The sequence below is a fragment of the Streptomyces sp. NPDC006923 genome, assembly GCF_040635655.1.
In the GTDB taxonomy this organism is placed as follows: Bacteria; Actinomycetota; Actinomycetes; order Streptomycetales; family Streptomycetaceae; genus Streptomyces.
The window spans coordinates 262302-284563 of the sequence record NZ_JBEYIF010000002.1 but is presented as its reverse complement, the minus strand read 5'-3'; the positions used below and the strand labels follow the sequence as shown (position 1 = coordinate 284563).

Here is a 22262-nt window from a genome sequence, read left to right as displayed (position 1 = left end):
ATGAGACCTGCGTCTCGCTCTGTGGGCATCCTGGTCGTCGCCGGAAGCCCTCGGGACTCCGGCGACGCCCTACAGCAGGGCCATGGGCCGGTAGACCGTCAGTGCCTCGATCGCCTTGTCCAGTATCAACTCCGCCGGGGCCTCCTCGACTTCGCCGTCGAACGCCAGCGGCGTGCCGGGCGCGATGCCCGCGATACGTACCCGCCGCATCCGCTCCGCGGCGTGGACGGGTGAGCGGCTGAGCGGTCCGGCCAGCGCGGCGGCGAGCAGCCGCAGTCCCGGGGCGCGGCCGCCGTGCACGATCCGCACGTCCAGCAGGCCGTCGGCGAGATCATGCCGCCGGCCGGGCGTCGGCCCCATGCGCTGATAGATGTTGTTTCCCGCGAACAGCAGCCACAACGACCGCTGCCTGCCGTCGAACTCGGCCTCCAACTGGTGGCCGTCGCGCAGCACCTTCAGCGCCGCCAGGACCCCCGCGGGCCAGCCGCCGATCCGCGGTGCCCAGTGCTCGCGCACCCGCACCAGCTCCGGATAGACGCCCAGGCTGAAGGTGTTCAGGAAATGGCCGGCCTCCGTGCCGTCCGGCCCGGGGGTGAAGCGCCCCAGGTCAACCCGGACGGCGTCGCCCGCCGTCAGCGCCCGGCAGGTGTCGTGGACGCTCTCGACCCCGAGGTCGTACGCGAAGTGGTTGAGGGTGCCGCCGGGAAAGACGGCCAGCGGCAGACCGTGCCGTACGGCGGCGCCGGCGGCCCGGTTGACCGTCCCGTCCCCGCCGAGGACACCGAGGGCCCGGCAGCGCTTCGCGGCCTTCTCCAGTTCGGTCTCCACGTCCTCCGGTTCGCACTCCACGACCTCGGCGAACGGCAGCGCGTCACGCACCAGCGTGGCGGTGTCCGAAGAACCGGAGGCCCGGTTCACCACGACGACCAGATCCCGGCCGCCGGGCAGCGCGGGAGCCTCGGCGTACGGGCGGCCCGGCGAGGGCATCTGGGAACGTGTCGGCACCACCCCCCTCACCGCGTAGGCCGCGCCCACGCCGAGCGCCGCGCCCACCAGCACATCGCTCGGATAGTGCACCCCCGTGTAGACACGGGAGAAGGCCACGGAGGCGGCCACGGGCGCCACCAGCGCGCCCCAGCTCTTGGACTCCAGTGCCACCCCGGCGGCGAAGGCGGCGGCCGAGGCCGCGTGCCCGGACGGGAAGGAGGTCGTGAACGGCTGCCGCTTGAGCTGCCGGATCATCGGCACCGCGTCGAGCAGTGGCCGCTGACGGCGTACCGCGCGCTTCCCGACGGTGTTGATGGCGGCCGAGGCGAGCCCCAGCGACACCATGCCGCGCACCGCGGCCCGGCGCGTGCGCGCGCTCCGCCCGAGCGCGACCATCCCCGCGGCGGCTCCGAACCAGAGAAGGCCGTGATTGGCGCTGCGGCTCAGCCGGGGCAGCACCGGCTCAGCGGCCGGCCAGTGCACGGCGGCGACGGAGCGGAAGGCGCGCTCGTCCCAGGACTTGAGGAGTGCGGCGACCCGGGCACGGGTCCCCGGAGTCACCTGGCCTTGGCCCGCGAAGGTCTCGAACATGCAACGCGGGTACCCCGGTGGCGGCGGCTCCAAGCAGCCTGTACGGCATCCGGACCAGATCCGTCTCATCGCCGGTCGTGCGCGCACGCGAAAGCGGGCGGAGCCGCCGCGCGGCGCGGGGGTACGGAGGGGGCCGCCCGGGGTAGCAGGTGGAGCGAGGCCCGGGGAGCAGGGAGTGCCAAACCTCCGTATAAAGGGGTCAAGGCCCGTAGAACGGGCACAGGGGCCGGGCGCCCGGCGGACGGCTGGGCGGGAGGTGGCGGGATGCGGCGGACGGTCTCCGAGGGACGTGGCCCCGTGCGGTTCGGCCCGCCCGCTCCCGAGGCGGGACTGCCCGCGCTGCCGGAGCTGGTCGAGGTGTGCGCGGCCGCCGCCGGCCGCACCACGCCCGAACCGTCCGGCGGGGGAGAGGCCCTGCGCGCCGCCGCCGGGGGCTACTGGCGGCGGCGCGGACTGCACACCGGTGAGGACGAGGTGGCCGCCGCGCCCGGCGCGCAGCCCCTGCTGTTCGCGCTGCTCGCGGCGTACGACGGCGATGTCCTGATGCCCCGGCCCTGCCCCGCCTGGTGGACACCGCAGGCCAGGCTGCTGGGCCGGCCCGCCTACCTGGTGCCGACCCCGGCGGAGGCGGGCGGTGTCCCCGATCCGTACGCCCTGCTGGAGACGGTCCGCCGGGTGCGCGGCGAGGGCGGCGCGCCCAGGGTGCTGCTGCTTTCCCTCGTCGACGACCCCACCGCCACCGTCGCGCCGCCCGAGCTGCTCCGCGAGGCGTGCGAGGCCGCGATCGACGAGGGGCTGCACATCATCAGCGACGAGACCTGGCGCGACACACTGCACAGGCCGCGCGAGACGGTGCTGCTCAGCCCGGCCGAGATGTGGCCCGAGGAGGTCGTCATCGTCTCCGACCTGGCGGGCGCGCTCACCCCGGCCGCCTGGCCGGCGGCCGTCGCGCGGTTCCCCGCCACCGCCGCGGGCACCGCGCTGCGGGCCAGGACGCTGGACGTCCTCACCGCCCTCGGCGCCCTGGTCGCGGGTCCGGTCGCGGCGGCCGCCGCCGCGGCGCTCGACGAACCGGAGCCGGTGCGGGCCCGGGTGGCCGCCGCCGCCGCGCTGCACGCGCGGGTGGCCGCGGCGGCGCACCGGGCGGTCCTGGTCTCCGGCGCCCTCGCCCGTCCGCCGCAGGCGGGCCGTCATCTCTACGCCGACCTCGGGCCGCTGCGCGCGCGCCTGGCAGGCCGGGGAGTCACCGACTCCCTGGAGCTGGAGAACTACCTGAGCGAACGGCTGGGGATGCCCGTGCCGGGCGGCCACCGGTTCGGGGACGAACTGGGCGCGCTGCGCGTGCGCCTGTCGACCGGGCCGCTGCTCGGGTCGACGCCGGAGCAGCGCCTGGAGTCCCTCACCGCGCCGGCGCCACTGGAACTGCCGCATGTCGCGCGAGCGCTCAGCATTCTCGGATCTGCCTTCGACGAACTGTGCTGAACGGAGCCCCGATGACGGAGCGGAGCGAACAGACGGATCCGGCGGAACCGGCGGAGGAGGCCGGTCCGGCCGGACCGGGCGGCGGCGCGGGGCCGTTGCAGGACCGCCCCGTGACGGGGCACAGGACCGCGCCCACCGCCACAGGACCGCGCGATGCCGTGCGCCCGCTCGGCGAGACCCGCCACTGGCCCCGGACCTTCGCCGACCGGCTGACCGCCCCGCTGCCCGGAGTCCGGGCGATGGCCAGGCTCGCCAAGGAGGGCGCCGTACGTCCGGGCGCCGAGGGGCTGCGCGATGTCCCCGCGCTCCCGTTCGCCCCCGGTCCGCTGCCCCTGGTGGACGCCGCCACCGTCGCCGTCACCTGGGCGGGGCACGCCAGTTGGGTGATCCGGGTCGGCGGGCTCACGGTCCTCACCGACCCCGTCTGGTCCCACCGGATCTTCGGCACACCGGCCAGGATCACCCCCGTCGGTGTCCGCTGGAACGATCTGCCGCCCGTCGACGCGGTCGTCATCAGCCACAACCACTACGACCACCTCGACGCACCGACCCTCAGGCGACTGCCGCGCGACACCCCGCTGTTCGTCCCCGCGGGCCTGGCGGGCTGGTGCAGGCGGCGCCGGTTCAGCCGGGTCACCGAGCTGGACTGGTGGGAGGCCGCCGAGCTGCCCGGCGCCGACGGGGGGACCGTGCGCTTCGACTTCGTGCCCGCCCACCACTGGTCCAAGCGGACGCTCACCGACACCTGCCACTCGCTCTGGGGCGGCTGGGTGCTGAGCGACAGCCACGGGCATCGCGTCTACTTCGCCGGGGACACCGGATACGGCCGGTGGTTCAAGGAGATCGGCCACCGCCATCCGGACATCGACCTGGCGCTGCTGCCGATCGGCGCGTACGAACCGCGCTGGTGGCTCAGTGACGTCCACACCAACCCGGAGGAGGCCGTACGGGCCTGCCAGGACGTGGGAGCCAGGAACATGGCCCCCATGCACTGGGCGACATTCGTGCTCTCCGCCGAACCGGTCCTGGAACCTCTCGCCCGGGTCAGGGCCGCCTGGCAGGAGACGGGACGCCCCCGCGAGCAGCTCTGGGACCTGCCGGTCGGCGCCTCACGTCTCCTGGCCCTCTGAACGGCCCTCCGAGCCGGGCCGGCGCAGCCGGCGCCACAGAGCGGGCGCTCCGCTGAGCACCACCGTCAGCACCACCGCGGCGAGCACCCCCTCCCAGGGCTTGTCGAAGAGCGAGCCACCGAGCACCCCTATGAGCTGATACGTCGCGGCCCAGGCCAGACAGGCGGGCACATCCCCCCGGGCGAAGCGGCGCATCGGCCACTCCGCGAGCAGACAGGCCAGCATCACCGGGATCCGTCCGGCGGGTACCAGCCGCGACAGCACCAGCACCGTCACACCGTTCTCACGCAGCTTCCGCTGTGCCTGCTCAAGACGGTCGGGCGGGGCGTGCCTGCGCAGCGCGGCGAGCCAGCGCGAACCGCTCTTCGAGCCCACCCCGCGCCGCCCGAGCCAGTAGAGCGCGGTGTCACCGAGGAAGGCCGCCGAGGCCGCCACCAGGAAGACATAGACCATGGCGAGCGGGGCGGTCTGGTGATAGGCGACCACCGCGGCCGAACTCACCACGGCGCCCGTCGGCACCACCGGCACCAGCGCTCCCAGGGCCACCAGGAGGAAGATCGACGGATAGCCGACGGCCTGCTGTGTCGACTCGGCCGGAAACTGCGAGACTATCTGGTCGATCACCGCGCGGCCTCCGGCCGCACACTCTCGCCGTGCCGCAGCAGATGCACGGCCACCTTCGGTGCGAGGCGCGCCGCCTCCCGTACGAAATCGCCGCCGGGCGAGTAGAACTCGTGCGGCCGGACCCCGTCCAGGCCGATCGGCCAGTACGTACCGAAGTGCACCGGCACCGCCGCGCCCGGTTCGAGCTGGACGAGCGCCCGCGCCGCCCGTTCCGCGTCGAGATGCTCGGGCCCCAGATGGGGCCCCCAGCCGCCGACCGGCAGCAGCGCCACATCCACCTGTCCCACGGCCTCGGCCATCCCGTCGAAGAGTCCGGTGTCACCGGCGAAGTAGGTCCGCGACTCGCCGGTGATCACATAGCCGAGCGCGGGCGAGCGCTGCGGTCCGACCGGCAGCCGGCGTCCGTCGTGCCGCGCGGGCACGGCCCGTACGCGCAGCGCCCCGATCACCACCTCGTCACCGGCGTCGACCTCCGTGATCCGCAGCCCCGTCGGGTTCCTGCGGGAGTCGAGCCTTCTGAGCAGGGGGACGGACCGCGGGGCACCGCGCGGCACGATCAGCCGGGTGCCCGGAGAGAGCCGTGCCAGTGAGCGGGTGTGAAGGTGGTCGGAGTGCAGATGGGAGACCAGCACGGCGTCGGCGACCGCGGCCTCCGGCGGCGGCACCGGTCCGAGACGGCGCCGCAGGTGGGCCAGCCGGCGGACGAACAGCGGATCCGTCAGCACCCGGACGCCGGAGTCCTCGACGGTGCAGGTGGCGTGACCCCACCAGGTGATGACAGTTCCCAACCCGACCTCAACTCCGTCCGCCCGGGGACGTTCCACTCCCGTCCCGGCACGATTTCCGTACTCAGAGTACGGCGGGTACCCGCCGGGGGCCCACGAATGCGCCAGGTCACACGCCGCACCGGCGTGTTCGCGCGCTTTCGCACGCCGACCGCGCGCCTCCCCCGCGGGGGCGCGGGCACAGTAGGGTCTGCGGTCCGAGACGGGTGCGGGGGCACAGGTCCGCCGAGCCGTCGAGCGAGTGGTCGAGCGAGTGATCGAGCGTGGGGGACAGGACATGGGTGAGGTACGAGTGGCCGCGATCGCCAGCCTGACCCCACTGGAGGAGCTCCACCACGTGCCGTTCCTCGTGGACACCCGCGGCCAGCACGCGATGTGCGCGCGCTGGGCCGAGGACCAGGGCTATGTCGTCACCCGGCAGCTCCTCTTCTACGGACTGCGCCCCGACCACAGCGCGTTATGGGTGGATGTCGAGGAAGGACTGGTCGACCTGTTCGTCGCCGCGAACGAGCGCGTGCTCGACCGCGCCTTCTCCTCGGCGCCGGCCTTCTCCGCGGAGTGCGAGCGCCGAGGTGTCCGACTGGAGACCGTGGGACTGGACGAACCCTCCTACGACGCGGCGATGAAGGCCGACGTCCACCGGCGGCTGTCGATGCCGACGGCCGGCTACGACGGCTGCTGACCGGCCCGGCCCGGCCCGCGACGCGCTCGCCGTAGCCGCCGGGCATGCTCGCGACAAGATCGTCCGCTGTCCCGGCGGAGTCGCGCTTCGAGGCCCGTCCTGGCCCTCGTCCGGGCCGGCCCCTCCGCGGCGCCCCCGGCGCCGTCCGGAGTCCTCGGCGCGCTGTGTCAGGCTGGGACGAGCCCCGTGTGTGCGCGGGCCCGGACGTGAGGTGGAAGCGCAGTGCTGCAGGGGCGATGGCGGACGACGGGCAGAGCCCTGCTGCGGGTGATCGTCGTGTGGGCGGTGTCCACCCTGACGCTGCTGGTGCTCGCCGGGATCCTGCCGGAGTTCCAGCTCCAGTCCGACGACGGGGACAGCGCCACCCGGACCGCGGTCACCGCGGGCTGGGGCGCGGGCGCGTTCGGACTGCTCAGCGCGCTGGTCTGGCCGCTGCTCGTGCGGGCGCTGCTGCTCGTCCCGGCGCTGATCCTCGGCATGCTGGTGTTCTTCCTCAACGGCTCCCTGCTGCTGATCGCGCTCTGGCTCATCCCCGACGGCCGGGGCGCGGCCAACCCGGAGACCGCGGTGGTGGTCGCCGCGGTGATGTCCGCCGTCGCCTCCGCGACCTCCACGGCGCTCGCGGTCGGTGACGACGACGCCTACCGGCGCAGGCTCTCGCGTCTCGCCGACCGGCGGCGGCGCAGGAACGGCGAGGACGGCGGCCACGGAGGGCTGCCCGGCACGGTCTTCCTCCAGCTCGACGGAGTGGGGCACCAGGTGCTGGTGGACGCCGTGGCCGGCGGGCTGATGCCCCATGTCGCGGACTGGCTGGGCGAGCGGCCGACCCACCGGCTGACGGCGTGGCGCACCGACTGGTCCAGTCAGACCGGCGCCAGCCAGCTCGGCATCCTGCACGGCACCAACCACGATGTCCCCGCCTTCCGCTGGTACGAGAAGGACACCGGGCGGATCATGGTGAGCAACCGGCCCGCGAGCGCCGCCGAACTCCAGCGCCGGGCCATCGAGTACACCGGCGACGGCGGCCTTCTCACCCTCGACGGCGCCAGCCGCGGCAACCTCTTCAGCGGCGGCGCCGACCAGCTCGCCCTGGTGCTGTCGATCGCCGCCAGACGCGGCAGGGCCAACCGCTCCCGCGCCGGTTACTTCGCCTACTTCTCCGATCCGGCCAACGCCGTCCGTACGGTGGTCTCCTTCGTCGCCGACGTGGCCCGCGAGATCGGGCAGTCGACGCGGGCGCGGATGCGCGACGACCGGCCGAGGGTCGGCCGGGGCGGGCTCTATCCGTTCATCCGGGCCTTCGCGACCGTCGTGGAGCGCGATGTGGTGGTCGCGGCCGTGATGGGGGACATGCTGGCCGGGCGCACCGCCGTCTACGCCGACCTCGTCGCCTACGACGAGGTGGCCCATCACTCGGGACCGCACAGCAGGGACGCCGCGCGGGTCCTCGAACGTCTTGACCGCTCGGTCGGCCTGATCGCCAAGGTCGCCGAGCACGCGCCGCGTACCTACCGGATCGTGCTGCTCTCCGACCATGGCCAGAGTCCCGGTGAGACCTTCGAGGGGGCCTACGGACTGACGCTCAGGGACCTGGTCAGAGCGGGCTGCGGACTGCCCGTGTCCCGCAGGGCGGAGCGGACCAAGAGCGGTGCGGAGGCACGCGACGCCGGGCGTCACGCCGTCCGTGGCGCGCTGCACAGGCCGGAGCGGGAGGGCGGGGAGGACACGCCCGCGCGCGGCAGGGAACCGATCGTGCTCGCCTCCGGCAATCTCGCGCTGATCTCCTTCCCCGACGTACCGGGACGGATGAGCCGGGAGCGGATCGACCGGCGTCATCCCGCGCTGCTGCGGACCCTCGCCAACCATCCCGGGATCGGCTTCCTGCTCGTACGGAGCGAGCGGCACGGCTCGGTGGTGCTCGGCCCGGACGGCGCGGAGGTCCCGCTCGCCGAACTCCGCGACGACGGCCCGCTCGCCGGTCTCGGACCCGGCGCCGCCGACGCCGTGCGCCGCACCGACACCTTCCCGCATGTCGCCGACATCATGGTCAACTCGATGTACGACCCGGCGACGGGCCGGGTGCACGCCTTCGAGGAGCAGATCGGCTCGCACGGCGGGCTCGGCGGCGAACAGTCGCGCGCGTTCCTGCTCTCGCCGCTGGTGCTGTCCGCGCCGGTCCCCGGCGGCGGTGAACTCGTCGGCGCCGAGCAGGTGCACCGGGTCCTCGCGCGCTGGCTGCGCGAGGGCAGCGGACCCCAGGTGCCACTCGGACAGCCCATTCCGGCACGTCGGAGCCGTGCCGCGGGTGCGCATCACGAACCGGTGGCCGCCGAGGACGAGATGAGGTCGGCCTGACCTCCGTCCCCCGTGCGAGTGATTTCCAGGGGTAAGAGGACGCAACGCCTCCGCATATGGGCAGAGAGGGCTTGTCCAGGAGGTAGTGACCATGTGCCACGCCGCACCCGCCGCGCCCAGTGCCGCAGCAGTCCGCGCTGCCGTCGCCGCGCGCCGGGCCGTGCTGGTGACACTGCTGGTGCTGACCGCCCTCCTGGGAATGTCGCTCGACGCGCGCCCGGCGCGGGGCGTGGAGCCCCCGCCGCCCGCCTCGGCGATCCCCGATCCCGCGGGTGAGGGACAGCAGGACACGTCCGAGAGCGAACAGTCCCCCGCCGGCAGGACCGAGCGGGCCGGCAGGGCGCAGCGCGTCAAGCCGCTGACCGGCCCGGGATCCTCCGCGGGCCGGGGACAGGACGCGCGTACCGGGCGTGCCGCCTCGGCGCGGCCACCGCGAGCGCCGGGCGACACGTGCTGTGTGGTGCTGCGCTGCTGACAGGTCAGGCACCCGAAGTGCCCTTCGACCCCCAGCAGTTGATTCAGCTCCGTCTCACAGTGAGGACACAGCCATGCCCATTGACCCCTACGCGGCACTCAACGCCATCCTGCGTGCCGAGGCCGCGCGCGCCGAGCAGTCCGAGTCCCGTCGTCGCGCCTCCGGTGCGGGCGGCTCGGGCAGCTCGGGAGGTTCCGGAGGCTCCGGAGGACTGGGGCGGGACGCCAAGCCCGTTGTGGCCGTCGAGCGTCTGACCCCGGACGCGGAACCGGCCGAGGTCGTCGCGCAGCCGTAACGCCCCGCTGAACACGGACCGGTCGCGGGCGCCCCCGGGGCGGCGCGACCGGTCCGTGCCCGGCCGCCGGCGGAAACCGCCGCGCGCGCCGGTCCGTTCAGCGCACCGGCGCACCCGGTCCGAGCGGGATGCCCAGCGCCCACCAGAGGAGGAACAGCGCCGTCCACGCGACCGTCATCGCGACGGCCAGCGGCAGCGTGTATGAGGCCAGCGTGCCGATGCCGGCGTTCTTGCGGTATCGCTGGAGGAATCCCAGCGCCATCACGAAGTAGGGGCTCATCGGCGTGATGGCCGTCGACCCGGAGTCCGCGATGCGGAACAGCGCCTGAGTCGTCTCGGCCGGGACGCTGACCAGCATCAGCGTCGGCACCAGGACGGGCGCGGCCAGGGCCCACATCGCGGACCCGCTGGTCACCATGACATTGACCAGGGTCAGCAGCGTGAGGATCAGCAGGAACACCAGGACGATCGGCATGCCGCTCTGTTGCAGCGCCTCCGCCGCCCTGACGGCCAGCACATCGCCGATGTGCGTCCAGTCGAAGTAAGCGAGGAACTGGGCGATCGCGAAGAACAGCACCAGCACCGGTGCCATCTGCCGGACGCCCTGTCCCATCAGCTTCGGTACGTCGCCGGGAGAGGTGATCGAGCCGGAGCGGTATCCGTACACGATGCCCACCAGGCCGAAGGCCACGGCGACGACCGCCGCGATGCCGTCGAGGAACGGCGACTCGACGATCCCGCCGCCCTCGCCGCGCAGGGGCGACGACTGCGGCAGCAGCACCGCGACCAGCACCACGAGCATCGCCAGCAGGGTGAGTACGGCGGCGCGCAGCGCCGAGCGCTCCCGGGTGCTGAGCGTGAGGGTGCCGAGGTCTTCCAGTTCCGCGTCGGGATCGGAGTCGAGATCGGGCCGCCTGCTCAGGACGAACTTGGTCACCAGCGTGATGACGACCGCGAGCAGCACCGACGAGGCGATGTTGAAGAACCAGTTGCTCAACGGCGAGACATAGGCGTCGTCCCCGCCGACGATCCGCGCGGCGGCGGTGGTGATGCCCGCGAAGATGGCGTCGTTGGGCGTCGGGACCGGGCTGGCGTCGTAGCCGGAGGCGATGGCCGTGTAGGCGACGACTATGCCGAGTACGGGGGAGCGCCCCACGGCCCGGAACGCCAGACCGCCCAGCGGTACGAGGATGATGTACGCGGCGGCCGAGGCGACATGCGCCACGGTGCCGGCGAAGGCGACGGCGAACACCACCCACGAGGCGGGCACCCGCGAGACGCTGACCCGCATCAGCGCCGCGAGGAAACCGGTGCGCTCCGCCACCGCGACGCCCATGATCACCACCACGATCGTGGCCATCGGCGGGAAGGTGGCGAAATTCTCGATCATCGTCGAGACGGCCATGGCCAGTCCGTCACCGCTGAGCAGATTCTGTACCGCGACCGTCTTGTGGTCGCTCGGCGAGACGACGGAGACATCGGCGGCGGCCAGCACCGCGCTCACGACCGCGAGCACGGCGGACAGGATCCAGAACAGCCAGAACGGATGCGGGAGCGCGTTGCCGGCCCGTTCGATGACGGCCATCGCGCGGACGACACGTGGCAGCCGGGTGCCGTCGGTCGGTGCGGAGGGCGCGCCGGGTGGGTGCGGTGTACCGGGTGGGCCGGACGTCGGCGTGGTCATGGGAGCGGCTCCTCGGGTCTTTCGGTGGGATCTGGCTGGGTTGGTGAGCGGGGTCTGGTGTCGTGGATCGTGAGGCGGAGGAGGGAGCCGGCGCGGGGCGCCGGCTCCCTCCCGCGCCAACGACGCCGCGAGGCGCGGTGCCGGGGCACGCGAGCCCGGCACGATCCGAACGGGCGGCCCCGGCTCAGGTCCCGGCGGATCAGCGGTGGTGGGACGGAGGGGTACGGAACTGGCGCAGGAACTGCCACAGCACCTCGTGCGCCTCGATGGTCTGTGTGGTGATGCCGCCGCCGCTGTAGATGTCGGCGCCGGGCCAGGTGTGTCCGCCGTCCGTCACCGCGACATGCCGGACCTCGGCCCCGCGGTCGCAGCCGCTCCACCGGGAGACGGTGATGTCGGGCTGGATCACCCGCTGCCGGACGCGCGGCCCGCAGCCGTCCAGCTCGGCCCAGCCCGCCACCCAGTCCTGGACGGCGGGCAGTCCGCGGTCGGCGTCCCCGGTGTAGGGGATGGTCGCGTCGCCGGTGCCGTGGAACTCGATGACGGGGACGGGACGGGAGGGCTCACACGTCTCACCGGTGGGATACAGGGCGGCGGCCACGGGCGCGATCGCGGCGATCCGGTCGGCCATCCGGCAGGCGAGCAGGGTCCCGACGAAGCCCGCGCCGTTGGACTTTCCGGTCGCGTAGACCCGCCGTTCGTCGACACACAGCGTGTCCTCGATCCGGTCGAGGAGGTCCCCGGTGAACCGGACGTCGTCGACGCCGGCCGCCGCGTAGGGAGCGCCCTGCCAGGCCTGGCGGTCGCCGTCCCCGGTGCCGATCACGCCATTGGGATAGACGACGACGGCCGGCAGGGTCGACAGCTTGGAGAACTCCTCGGTACCGGCCCCGGTGTTGCCGCGTCCGTGGAAGGCCAGGACCACCGGCCAGTCGCGTTTCCCGGTGTAACCGGCCGGCAGGTGGAGCTGGTAGGTCCGCTCCCGGCCGCCGCTGGTGAGAGTGTGCTGCTCGCTGGTGCCGGGCTGTTGCGGAGCGGGCAGGCGGCAGGCCGCGGCTTTCGCCGTACCGGCCGGGGCGGCGGTGGCGGGGACGGCTCCGGCCGCCGTGGCGCCCAGGACGAGGCAGGCGGTGGCCGTCGCCGTCCGCCGGAGGAAGCGGCGGGCGCGGCTGCGGCGGTGGCTTCGCGGGATGTCGTTCATGGCAGGCTCCTTCTGCCGGACGCCGGGGAGGAGAGACACCCCGGCCGTCGCGCGGCCATGGTGTAGTCGCCTCCGGGAGGCTTACGGCTCAGTGGTGTGGGTGCGGGGGCGCTCCGCGTCGCGGGCGGGGACCGGCGTACGGATGTGTGGTGCGCGCGCTGTGCGGAGGTGCGACCCGTGGCGCGCGGTCTCGGCGCGTGCCACGGACGTGTGTGGTGTGTTGTGTTGTGGTCGGGGTGGTGCGGGGGTGGCCCGGCGCCGGGGCACGTCGGGCCCTCGGCACCACACCCCGCGACGGGGCGGGCGTGGTGCCGAGTGCGGGGCTTCCGGCCCGGGGCCGGTGTCAGACCTTCAGCCACTCCTTGACGAAGGCGACGATCCGGACCACGACGGCGTCGACGACCGCCTGTCCGTCCTCGGCGGTCGCCCGGCGCGGGTCGCCCAGGACGCCATTGGGGCTGAGCCGGTCGTAGCGCACGGCGAGCGCCGGATGGCTGCTCTGCCGTGCGAGCCGGGAGAGCGGGTCGAGTTGGGAGGTGTGCGTCGTACCGGCGGCGAGCCGGCCGGTGCGCACCAGATGAGGGGCGAGATGGAGCATCTGGGCGGTCTCGGCCTCGCCGCTGTGGCCGTGCACCTCACTGACCCCCAGGCCGGACACGACGTCGGAGGCGAGCGCGGTGACCGGTGTCCACGCGAACTGCAGATCGGGGTGGGTGGTGAGCAGGTCCTGCGCCACCGTGGCCAGGGTGGCGTTGTTGCCGCCGTGACCGGTCACCACGAGTACCTTCCGCCAGCCGTGCCGGTGAAGACTCTCCACATACTCACGGATCACCGAGGCCAGTGTGGTGGTGGTCAGGGTGACCGTGCCGGCGAACGCGAGATGGTGCGGCGAGACACCGACCGGCAACTGAGGGCCGATCACCGCGCCCCCGGCCAGTTCGGCCGCCACGCGTTCGGCCACGCCCTCGGCCCGGATGGTGTCCGTGGCGAGTGGCATTCCGGGGCCGTGCTGTTCGAACGCGCCGGCCGGGATGATCACCACGGGACTCGCCGTGACGGCGGCGGCGGCCTCCTCGGTGGTCATCTCGGCCAGCCGCAGCGGCGGTTGATCGTCCTCCGGCGGCCCGGCGAGCCGCAGCGGGGGCCGGGCGCTCATCGGCCGGCCCCGGGGAAGTCGGCGGCGAGGACCGCTTCACGGATGGACCCCAGGTGTGCCCGGGTCAGCCGCTCGGCCGCGGCCGCGTCGCCGTCCCGTACCGCCTCGAAGATCTCCACGTGTTCTGCGTGGTCCCGGGCGCGGTCGTTGTAGCGATGCCGGATCTCGACCTGTTCCCGCGCCCTGACCTGGAGCAGTGCCTCGACCGCCTCGCGCAGCAGCGCGTTTCCGCTGGTGGCCGCGAGCGCCACATGGAAGTGCACCGACTGCCGGAGCGATTCCTCCGGCGGATGGAGCGCGTTGGCCGCCGCCGCCTCCAGTTGTCCCACCGCCTCGGGAGCGCGGGTGCGCGCCGCGGCGGCTGCCACGGCGGGCTCCAGGACCAGCCGGGCCTCGACGAGTTCGAGCACCGACTCCCGGCTGCCGCGGGGGAGATGCGGATTGGCGAGCAGCCGCCGTTCACTGCCGGGGCCGACATAGGTGCCCGAGCCGTGCCGGAACTCCACCACGCCGGTGGCCTCAAGTCTGCGCAGCGCCTCGCGGACCGTGGGCGTGGTGACGTCGAACCGTTTGGCGAGGTCCCGGGAGGACGCCAACGCGTCTCCGGGGACCAGCCGTTCGGCACGGATGATCTCGACAATGCTGTCCGCGAGATGCTCGGACAGCGACAGTTCACTGCGACTCATAAAGTGAATAGATCACTTGATCTCTTCGGGTGTCAATGGTCGTGACACGGTGGGTTCCACCCGTGCCCGAGCCGTGCTCTCCCGCTCGATGAGCCGGGGCAGCGGCACCTGTACGGTGCGGGCCGCGCCGCCGTCCAGCAGCGCGGCAAGCTCCCGCGCGGCGAGCCGGCCGAAGGCGATCGTGTCCCGGGAGAGCGCCGTCAGCCAGGGATGCATCAGCCGGCACAGCGCCGAGTCCTCCCACGAGACGACCGAGACGTCCTGCGGCACGGCGAGACCGAGCCCGGCCGTGACGGCCGATCCGGCCGCCGCCATCACGTCGTTGTCGTAGATCAGGGCGGTCGGCGGGAGATCCTCCTCCAGCACCCGGCGGGTGACCGCGGCGCCCTGGGTGTCGGAGTAGTCCGTGGTCAGCGAGCGGACCTCGGCGAGACCGCGCCGGTCGGCCTCGATCCGCAGCGAACGGATGCGCCGCTCGGTGTGGGCGAGTGACGGCAGGCCCGCGATATGCACGATCCGCCGGTGTCCCAGCTCGTGCAGCCGGCCGACGATCGAGGCCATGGCTCCGGCGTCGTCCGCCCGTACCTGGGACAGGCCGGGGTGCGGTCCCGTGTCGCCGGGCAGCGCGCCGATGACCACACCGGGCAGCCCCAGTTCGTCCAGCAGGCCGGGCCGGGGGTCGTCGGTCCTGGGATCCACCACCAGGACGCCGTCCACCCGGTGCTCCGCCCACCAGCGCCGGTAGACCGCGCATTCGGCGCTCACATCCTCCACCACCTGGAAGAGCAGGCCCAGTTGACGCTCCGCCAGGATCTCCTGGATACCGGAGATGAGCTGGAGGAAGAACGAGTCCACACCGAGGGTGGCGGCCGGCCGGGCGAGCACCAGACCCACCGTCGCCGAGCCTTCGCCCGACAGGGCGCGCGCCGCGGTGCTGGGCCGCCAGCCGAGCTGCTCGGCGACCCGGCGGACGCGGTCGCGCGTCACCTCGGAGACGCCGGGGCGGTTGTTGAGCGCGAACGAGACGGCGCTCTCCGACACTCCGGCGCGCTGGGCGATGTCCTTCATGGTGGGGCGGCGGGCCGGGGTGCGTCTGCTCGCTGAAGTCCCCCCGGCCGACGGCCTGTTCGCTGCCACCGTATGCGCCCCATTTCTATCGTTCCCGCGTTCCCGCGCTGCTCGACCTGCGCATCGTATGCCCTCCCGCCGTATCGGGCGAGTGGATGCGCCCCCACACTAATGCGCTTGAGCTGATCGCCGCTAAAGCGCATTAGCAACTTGCCGTGATCTCTCCGTAACAACGCTCTGGCCTGCTGGTATGCCAGCGCTGGACGCCTTTCTCGGATGAATCTGTTGACTTTCATCCGGACGCATTGCAAGGTCTGCTGAGCGTAAGCAGCCGGTGGCCAGTGACCTCGGCTCGCCGTCGCGCGCCTGGTCCGAGCAAAGGAGCCGTTCACCGTGCGTATATCCCGTAGAGCAGTCGTCGCTGCCGCCGTTCTCGCCACCGTCCTGCCGCTCAGCGCCTGTGGCGGTGGAGCCGACAGCGGCTCGTCCGACGCCTCCGGCAAGGTCGAAGGAAAGATCACTTTCCAGACCTGGAACCTGCAGGCCAACTTCAAGGACTACTTCAACGGGGTCATCGCGGACTTCGAGAAGAAGTACCCGGGCACGGACGTGAAGTGGGTCGACCGGCCCGCCGAGGGGTACGCCGACAAGATCAGCGCCGACGCGGCCGGCGGCACCCTGCCCGACGTCGTCAATGTCTCTCCGGACCTGCTGGCTCCGCTGGCGAAGGCCGGGCTCGCGCTCGACCTCGACACGTCCGCGTCCCAGTACCGCGACGAGTACCTTCCCGGTGCCTGGCAGAGCGATCAGGTGCCGGGCCTGGAAGGCACATACGCCTTCCCCTGGTACCTGAACACCGGGCCGATGTTCTACAACAAGCGGCTCTTCAAGGAGGCCGGGCTCGACCCGGAGAAGCCGCCGACGACCTACGACGACGTCTTCGCCGCCGGTCTGAAGCTGGCCGAGCGGTCCAAGGGCAAGATCGCGACCCTCGCCAATGTGCCGACCATCGAGGACTTCGGCCGCTACGGCGCCGAGCTGACCACCAAGGACGGCACCGGCTTCGCCTTCAATGACGCCAAGGGCGTCGAGCTCCTCACCAAGTACAAGGAGCTGTACGACGCCAAGGCGCTCGACCCGCAGGCGCTGACGGCCACCCCGGAGTCCTCCGGCCACAAGTTCCTCACCGAGTCCGTGGCGATGAACCCCGGCAGCGCGCTGGACCTGACCAACTTCAAGAAGCAGGCCCCGAACCTCTACAAGAACATCGGGATCACCGACCAGGTCACCAACACGGGCAAGGTCAACATGTATGTCATGGGCGTGATGGTGAACGCTCGGACGAAGCAGAAGCCGGCCGCCGTGGCGTTCGCCCACTTCGTCACCGACGCGACCCGCCAGATGGCGTTCGCCAAGCAGGTCGCCATCTTCCCGAGCACCGCGGGCTCCCTGGACGACCCGTACTTCACCAAGGAGGACGGTACGGACGAGACCCGGGTGCGGATCGCCGCCGCCAAGTCGCTGAAGAACGCGGTCAACTACACACCCGTCCAGTTCAGCGACCAGATGAAGACCGAGCTGGGCAACGAGGTGGCCAAGGCGCTGCAAGGAAAGCAGAGCCCCAAGGAAGCGCTCGACAACGCTGTCAAGGCGTGTGACCGCCTGCTCCAGCAGAGCTGAGCCGGGTCCGCCATGAAGACCCCCACCGCACGCCGGGCGACCTCTCCGGAGCTCGCCCCGGCGGGTCCCGCGCCCCGGAGTTCCCGCTCCGGCGGCCGCGGGGCCGCCCGCGGCATGCGACGGCATCTGCCGTTCAGCCCCTGGCTGTTCGCGGCGCCCGGCCTGCTGATCGTCGCCGTATTCAGCCTGTATCCCTTCTTCAGCACCCTGGTCAACGCCTTCACCGACCGGCGGACCCTGGTCCCCGGACACTTCGTCGGGTTCGCCAACTTCCAGGAACTGATCCACGACGACATGTTCTGGATCGGGCTGCGCAACAGCGCGCTGTACGTCCTCGGTGTCGTCCCCGCCCTGGTCCTGCTGCCGCTGCTGCTCGCCATGCTCGTCCAGCGGCACATCCCCGGCATCGCCTTCTTCCGCTCCGCCTTCTACACGCCGGTCGTCGCGTCGATCGTCGTCGTCGGGCTGATCTGGGTGTGGATGCTGGACGACCGCGGGCTGATCAACTCGCTGCTGGAGACCGTCGGGGTCGGCAAGGTGGGCTTTCTCAGCGACCAGTGGCTGCTGCTGTTCAGCGCGATGGCCGTCACGGTCTGGAAGGGCCTCGGCTACTACATGATCATTTACTTGGCGGCCCTCGCCAATGTGCCGCGCGAACTGCACGAGGCCGCCGCCGTCGACGGCGCCGGAGCGGTACGCCGGTTCCTCACCGTCACCGTGCCGGCGGTCCGCTCCACCATGGTCCTGGTCGGCGCGCTCTCCTCGGTCGCCGCCTTCAAGGTCTTCTCCGAGGTCTATCTGATGGCGGGACCCAACGGCGGCCCGGCCGGCGAGGACACCACCCTGGTGATGCTCGTCCAGCGCGTCGGCACCGGACTGAGCGGCCGCGTCGGCTACGCCTCCGCCATCTCCGTCGTCGTCTTCGTCGTCACCGTCGCGCTGATGCTGCTGGTGCTGCGCGCCGACCGCAAGGAGGACGCGTGAGCTTCCTGAAGCCCACCGACGCCGACGGCCGGCGCATCGCGCCCTGGTCGCTCGTCCTGCGCTATGTCCTGCTGCTCGCCGTACTGGCCCTGACCGTCGGGCCGTTCCTCTGGCAGCTCTCCACCTCGCTCAAGGGCCCGCACGAGGACATCTTCAGCTCACCGCCGAAGTTCTTCCCCGGCGACCCGACGCTGGCCAACTACGGCCGGGTCGCGGACACCATCCCGGTCTGGGACTACGCGCTCAACTCCCTGAAGGTCGCCGCCGCCAACGTCGTCACCAACTGCGTCGGCGCGGCCCTGGCCGGCTACGCGCTGGCACGGATGCGCTACCGCGGCCGCCGGGCCGCGACCCTCGCGTTCATCCTCGCGATGCTCGTGCCCGTCGAAGGCATCATCATCGCCCAGTTCACCACCATGCGTGACCTCGGTCTGAACAACACCCTGATCGGTGTCCTGCTGCCCGGATCGGTCAACGCGATGAACGTCCTGCTGATGCGCAACGCCTTTCTGAACCTGCCGCAGGAGGTGGAGGAGGCGGCCTTCGTCGACGGCGCCAATGTCTGGCAGAGGTTCCTCAGGATCGCGCTGCCGGCAGTCAGGGGCACCCTCGCGGTGGTCGCGATCTTCGCGTTCATGGCCGCGTGGGACGACTTCCTCTGGCCGCTGATCGTCCTCAGCGACCCCGAGAACTTCACCCTGACCATCGGACTGAACTATCTGCACGGCACCTTCGCCAATGACGAACGGCTGGTCGCCGCGGGCACGATCATCGCGGTGCTGCCCCTCATCGTGCTCTTCGCCTCTCTCCAGCGCTTCTTCTTCCGGGGCGTCGGCGAAGGGGCTGTGAAGGGCTGACCCGCCCCGCCCCGGCCCATGCCCCGACCGCAGCCGCCCGCACCACAGAATCAGGACACGGTTTCCCGTATGAGCTCTTCCGCGCCGCGCTTCGGCGTCAACTACACACCCAGCCAGGGCTGGTTCCACCACTGGCTGGACTTCGATCTCGACGCCGTACGCGGGGACCTGGACTCGATCGCGGGACTCGGCCTCGACCACATCCGGGTCTTCCCGCTCTGGCCGCTCTTCCAGCCCAACCGCACCCTGATCAGGCCCCGGGCCGTCGAACAGCTCGTCCAGCTCGCCGACGCCGCCGCCGAACGCGGCCTCGACGTCAATGTCGACGGACTCCAGGGCCATCTGTCGAGCTTCGACTTCCTGCCCGCCTGGACCCGGACCTGGCACCGGCGGAACATGTTCACCGACCCCGATGTGGTCTCCGGCCAGGCCGAGTACCTGCGCACACTCGCCGCCGCCCTCGCCGACCGGCCCAACTTCATCGGCATGACCATCGGCAACGAGATCAACCAGTTCTCCGGGCCGCCGCACCCCGACCCGGACCCCGTCACACCGGACCGGGCGGGCGAGTGGCTCCGGCGGCTGCTGGACGCCTGCGAGGAAGGCGCACCCGGCAGGCTCCATCTGCACGCCGAGTACGACGCCGCCTGGTACCAGGACGGGCACGCCTTCACCCCCGCCCACGCGGCCAGGATCGGCGCCGTCACCGCCGTGCACTCCTGGGTGTTCAACGGCACCGCGCAGCGCCACGGCCGTACCGGCACCGCCACGGAACACCACGCCGCGTACATGATCGAGCTGTCCAAGGCATGGGCGCTCGAACCGCACCGGCCGGTCTGGCTCCAGGAGGTCGGCGCCCCGGCGCCACTGATCCCGCCCGAGCACGCCGCCGAGTTCACCGAGGCGACCGTGGCCAACGCGCTGGACTGCGAGGACGTCTGGGGGGTCACCTGGTGGTGCTCCCACGACGTGTCGCGCGAACTCGCCGACTTCCCGGAACTGGAGTACGGGCTCGGCCTGTTGACCAACGACCGCCAGGTCAAACCGGCCGGGAGGTCCATCGCCCGGCTGGTCCGTGAAGTGCGCGGCCGGGACCACCGGCCCGCGCCCCGCACCACCGCCCTCGCCGTCGATACCGGGGACGACGAGACCTCGCCCCACCGTGCCACCTGCGCTCCCGGCGGAGCGTTCTTCGAGGCGTTCGCCCGGCTCACGGCGGAAGGTCACAGGCCCGCGGTGGTTCTGTCGAGCCTCGCCGCGGACACGATGCATCTGGCGGCTCGCGGGATCACCGAGGTCCTCCACCCGCACGACGTCCGATGACCGGCCCGCGCTCTCAACGCACCCCCGCCGCCGCCCAGTTCAGCTCAGCACCGGAATCGCCCCCCAACGATACGGAGAGCCCCGTGAACCACACAGAACCCCAGCCGTCCGCGCTGCCCGCCCGGCGTACGGTCGTGCTCGCCGGCGCCGCCACGGCGGCCGCCGTCCTCGGCACCTCCCTCACCGGCAACGCGGCGGCGGCCACCGCGCCCGCCGCCGGAGCCGAAGCGGCGGCGGCCGGGCAGCCGTACGCCTCGTACTGGTACCCGGACTCCCTTCCCTCCGGCGCCCCCGGCGCGGGCATCACCTGGCGCGGGCTGAAGACCTGGCGCGCCGAGGACGACCCCGACCTCGCGTTCAACCAGGCGTCCATACCGCTGGCCCCGCGCTTCACACCGGTGGCCGTGAACACCACGGCCCGTGCCGGACAGGCCCGAGTCGCCTCGCTCGTCTCCTTCGGTCCCACCGCCCAGAACCCCTCCCAGGGCTCCGCCACCGCCGACTACTACGCCCTCGCCCACTGGCAGTACATCGACGAACTGGTCTTCTGGGGCGGCTCCTCCGGCGAAGGACTGATCCTCGCGCCCAACGCGCCGATCGTGGACGCGGCCCACCGCAACGGCGTACCCGTGCTCGGCAATGTCTTCCTGCCGCCCGCCGCGTACGGCGGCCAGCTCCGGTGGACCCGCGACCTGGTCCAGCGCGACGCCGCGGGCGGCTACCCGCTCGCGGACAAGCTGGTCGAGGTGGCCGTGGCCTACGGATTCGACGGCTGGTTCATCAACGCCGAGACCGACGGCGGAGACGCGGCGCTCGCCGCCGACATGCTGGGCTTCCTGCGCCGCCTGCACTCCCTGAGCCAGGCCCGGGGGCTCAAGGTGACCTGGTACGACGCGATGACGACCGACGGCAGGATCTCCTGGCAGGGCGCCCTTAACTCCCGCAACCAGACGTTCTTCCAGGACGCGGGCGGCAAGGTCAGCGACTCCATGTTCCTGGACTTCCGCTGGAGCGCGTCGACCCTCGCCTCCTCCGGCACCCTGGCGGGCACGCTCGGCCGGGACCGCTACGAGCTGTGGGCGGGCGTGGACGTCGAGGCGAACGGCTGGAACAAGTCCGTCAACTGGAACGCCATCGTCCCCACCGGCGGTCCGCATGTCGTCTCCTTCGGCTTCTACCGGCCCGAGTGGACCCGCAACCAGCTCCCGGCAGGCCGCACCCCCGGACAGTTCCACGCGGCCGACGACCGCTTCTGGACGGGCCAGTCCCTCGACCCGTCCACGCCGGACACGGCGGGCACCTGGCGCGCCCCGGCCGTCTCCGTCGCCGACCGGTCGGCCGTGGCCGCCCTGCCCTTCGGCACGACCTTCAACACCGGCCACGGCCTGCGCTGGTACGACAACGGCGCCGTCACCTCCGACACCGCCTGGAACCACCTCGGCCTCCAGGACCGGCTGCCCAACCGCCGCTGGGTCGTGCGCACCACCGGTGTGAGACCGGCCGTCACCTTCGACTTCGCCGACGCCTGGCACGGCGGCAGCAGTCTGCTGGTGGACGGCGCGCTCAGCGCCCCCGCGACCGTCGACCTGTACAGCACCCGGCTGCCGCTGACCGCCGACACCGTCGTCGACCTCACCTACCGCGCCGACGCGGGACCGGTCACCGTCGAGCTCGCGGTGGCCACCGCCGAGCCCGCGACCCCGGGTGCGGCCCTCCCGTACAGCTACCTTCCGGCCGGCACCCTCCGGCCCGGTTCCGGCTGGGCCACCGCCACCCTGCGGCTCTCGGCGCTGCTCGGCGGACGGCCCACGGGCACGGTCCACGCGCTGGGCATCCGGCTCACGGCGGCCTCGGGCGCCACCTCCGTACGGTTCCGGCTCGGCGCCCTGTCCGTGCACAACGCCACCACCGCGCCCGCGGCGCCCGGCGCGCTGCGGATCACCGGCACGGCGCCCGACGGCACCGGCACCGCGTTCCGCTTCGCCTGGGACCGGGCCCCCGGCCAGATCCGCCACTACGAGCTGCACCGCGTCCTGCCCGACGGATCGCGCCGCTTCCTCGGCGCCACCTGCGGCGCGGCCTTTTATGTTTCGTCCCTGCGGCCGGAGCAGGGTGAGGACACCGCCCGTTTCGAAGTGCGTAGTGTCGGAGAGGTCTATTCCGTCTCCGGCGCCACCGGCACCGGCCGTCCCTGGTAACCCGCACCCTTAAGCAGCT

The 22262-nt window shown here is 72.4% G+C and carries 19 protein-coding genes; 11 read left to right on the top strand and 8 right to left on the bottom strand.

The features are described from left to right. Positions 1–69 precede the first annotated feature (69 nt). Complete coding sequence (locus ABZ707_RS04580; RefSeq protein WP_360167642.1) at positions 70–1578, bottom strand: phosphatase PAP2 family protein; 1509 nt, start codon at positions 1576–1578, stop codon at positions 70–72. A 264-nt stretch (positions 1579–1842) separates the two neighbouring features. Here ABZ707_RS04580 and ABZ707_RS04575 point away from each other — a divergent pair, with 264 nt between their 5' ends. After that, a complete protein-coding gene (locus ABZ707_RS04575) occupies positions 1843–3060 on the top strand; it encodes an aminotransferase class I/II-fold pyridoxal phosphate-dependent enzyme (RefSeq protein ID WP_360167639.1) in 1218 nt (405 codons plus the stop codon). A gap of 11 nt (positions 3061–3071) precedes the next feature. Further along, positions 3072–4190, top strand: a complete 1119-nt coding sequence (locus ABZ707_RS04570) for an MBL fold metallo-hydrolase (RefSeq protein ID WP_360167636.1) — start codon at positions 3072–3074, stop codon at positions 4188–4190. Here ABZ707_RS04570 and ABZ707_RS04565 read toward each other — a convergent pair. Together ABZ707_RS04565 and ABZ707_RS04560 are read right to left on the bottom strand one after the other, a co-directional pair. Then, positions 4170–4814, bottom strand: coding sequence for a VTT domain-containing protein (locus tag ABZ707_RS04565; protein WP_360167633.1), 645 nt, complete (start codon positions 4812–4814; stop codon positions 4170–4172). The two genes, ABZ707_RS04570 and ABZ707_RS04565, sit on opposite strands and share 21 nt — an antisense overlap. Then, positions 4811–5602, bottom strand: a complete 792-nt coding sequence (locus ABZ707_RS04560; RefSeq protein ID WP_360167630.1) for an MBL fold metallo-hydrolase — start codon at positions 5600–5602, stop codon at positions 4811–4813. Before ABZ707_RS04560 ends, ABZ707_RS04565 begins: the two co-directional genes overlap by 4 nt. A 274-nt stretch (positions 5603–5876) precedes the next feature. Between ABZ707_RS04560 and ABZ707_RS04555 the strand changes: the two genes are divergently transcribed. The 4 genes from ABZ707_RS04555 (at position 5877) to ABZ707_RS04540 (ending at position 9406) form a co-directional block, all read left to right on the top strand. Further along, the gene (locus tag ABZ707_RS04555; protein ID WP_360167627.1) at positions 5877–6281 is read left to right on the top strand and encodes a hypothetical protein; all 405 of its coding nucleotides are present in this window, start codon (positions 5877–5879) and stop codon (positions 6279–6281) included. 222 nt (positions 6282–6503) lie between these two features. Next, positions 6504–8636 (top strand): phage holin family protein, encoded by a 2133-nt coding sequence (locus ABZ707_RS04550; protein ID WP_360167624.1) that lies wholly within the window; start codon positions 6504–6506, stop codon positions 8634–8636. A gap of 91 nt (positions 8637–8727) precedes the next feature. Continuing rightward, positions 8728–9111 carry a hypothetical protein gene (locus tag ABZ707_RS04545; protein WP_360167621.1) on the top strand — a complete coding sequence of 128 codons (384 nt, stop codon included), beginning with the start codon at positions 8728–8730 and terminating at the stop codon, positions 9109–9111. A 73-nt stretch (positions 9112–9184) separates the two neighbouring features. Then, a complete protein-coding gene (locus ABZ707_RS04540) occupies positions 9185–9406 on the top strand; it encodes a hypothetical protein (protein WP_360167618.1) in 222 nt (73 codons plus the stop codon). 97 nt (positions 9407–9503) lie between these two features. On the opposite strand, the gene ABZ707_RS04535 is transcribed toward ABZ707_RS04540, so the two are convergent. The 5 genes from ABZ707_RS04535 to ABZ707_RS04515 form a co-directional block, all read right to left on the bottom strand. After that, a complete protein-coding gene (locus ABZ707_RS04535; RefSeq protein ID WP_360167615.1) occupies positions 9504–11090 on the bottom strand; it encodes an AbgT family transporter in 1587 nt (528 codons plus the stop codon). Positions 11091–11289: 199 nt separating this feature from the next. Next, complete coding sequence (locus ABZ707_RS04530; RefSeq protein ID WP_360167612.1) at positions 11290–12291, bottom strand: ferulic acid esterase; 1002 nt, start codon at positions 12289–12291, stop codon at positions 11290–11292. 343 nt (positions 12292–12634) lie between these two features. Further along, positions 12635–13447: a creatininase family protein gene (locus ABZ707_RS04525; protein WP_360167609.1), complete on the bottom strand. Its 813-nt coding sequence runs from the start codon at positions 13445–13447 to the stop codon at positions 12635–12637. Next, positions 13444–14133, bottom strand: a complete 690-nt coding sequence (locus ABZ707_RS04520) for an FCD domain-containing protein (protein WP_360167606.1) — start codon at positions 14131–14133, stop codon at positions 13444–13446. The genes ABZ707_RS04525 and ABZ707_RS04520 overlap by 4 nt, the downstream gene beginning before the upstream one ends. A gap of 12 nt (positions 14134–14145) precedes the next feature. Next, positions 14146–15201, bottom strand: a complete 1056-nt coding sequence (locus ABZ707_RS04515; RefSeq protein ID WP_360168426.1) for a LacI family DNA-binding transcriptional regulator — start codon at positions 15199–15201, stop codon at positions 14146–14148. A 393-nt stretch (positions 15202–15594) separates the two neighbouring features. Between ABZ707_RS04515 and ABZ707_RS04510 the strand changes: the two genes are divergently transcribed. The 5 genes from ABZ707_RS04510 (at position 15595) to ABZ707_RS04490 (ending at position 22243) form a co-directional block, all read left to right on the top strand. After that, entirely contained in the window at positions 15595–16881 is a 1287-nt protein-coding gene (locus ABZ707_RS04510) for a sugar ABC transporter substrate-binding protein (RefSeq protein WP_360167603.1), read from the top strand. A gap of 114 nt (positions 16882–16995) precedes the next feature. Then, on the top strand, positions 16996–17865 hold the full coding sequence (locus tag ABZ707_RS04505; RefSeq protein WP_360167600.1) for a sugar ABC transporter permease: 870 nt from the start codon (positions 16996–16998) through the stop codon (positions 17863–17865). After that, the gene (locus ABZ707_RS04500) at positions 17862–18722 is read left to right on the top strand and encodes a carbohydrate ABC transporter permease (protein ID WP_360167597.1); all 861 of its coding nucleotides are present in this window, start codon (positions 17862–17864) and stop codon (positions 18720–18722) included. The genes ABZ707_RS04505 and ABZ707_RS04500 overlap by 4 nt, the downstream gene beginning before the upstream one ends. Before the next feature lie 69 nt (positions 18723–18791). After that, positions 18792–20045, top strand: a complete 1254-nt coding sequence (locus ABZ707_RS04495) for a glycosyl hydrolase (RefSeq protein ID WP_360167594.1) — start codon at positions 18792–18794, stop codon at positions 20043–20045. Between the two features lie 83 nt (positions 20046–20128). Further along, complete coding sequence (locus ABZ707_RS04490; protein ID WP_360167591.1) at positions 20129–22243, top strand: endo-beta-N-acetylglucosaminidase; 2115 nt, start codon at positions 20129–20131, stop codon at positions 22241–22243. Positions 22244–22262: the final 19 nt, after the last annotated feature.